This window comes from uncultured Polaribacter sp. (genome assembly GCF_947503855.1).
In the GTDB taxonomy this organism is placed as follows: domain Bacteria; phylum Bacteroidota; class Bacteroidia; order Flavobacteriales; family Flavobacteriaceae; genus Polaribacter.
The window spans coordinates 1-301 of the sequence record NZ_CANNFF010000037.1; the positions used below are offsets into that span (position 1 = coordinate 1).

Below are 301 nucleotides of genomic sequence, written 5' to 3' on the forward strand. Positions count from 1 at the left end.
AATATTTATTGTAGACGGCCCTGCAGGTTCTGTTAAGCTTGCTGTAATTTTTACAACTTCTCCAGGTTCTGCTCCCAGTCTTCTTTTTGTACCTTCCATAAACTGAACCCTTTCAACGATTGGTTCTGTATTGTCCTGGTTGTATTTAAATTCTACACTTCCACTTTCTGCATTTGGGTTTTCTGCCAAAACAGATATCAATGCAGAGGCAGTAGCTCCTGTAACTCCATTGTAGGTAAATACCAATTCGGCAGTGGTTGTATTGCCTTGTGTAACGGTATTTTCCACAGCTACACTTACA

General features: G+C 40.2%; 1 protein-coding gene. It reads right to left on the reverse strand.

The genetic code is table 11. The features are described 5' to 3' along the window. On the reverse strand, positions 1-301 hold a 301-nt coding region (locus Q0662_RS11945; protein WP_298950173.1), incomplete at both ends, for a hypothetical protein.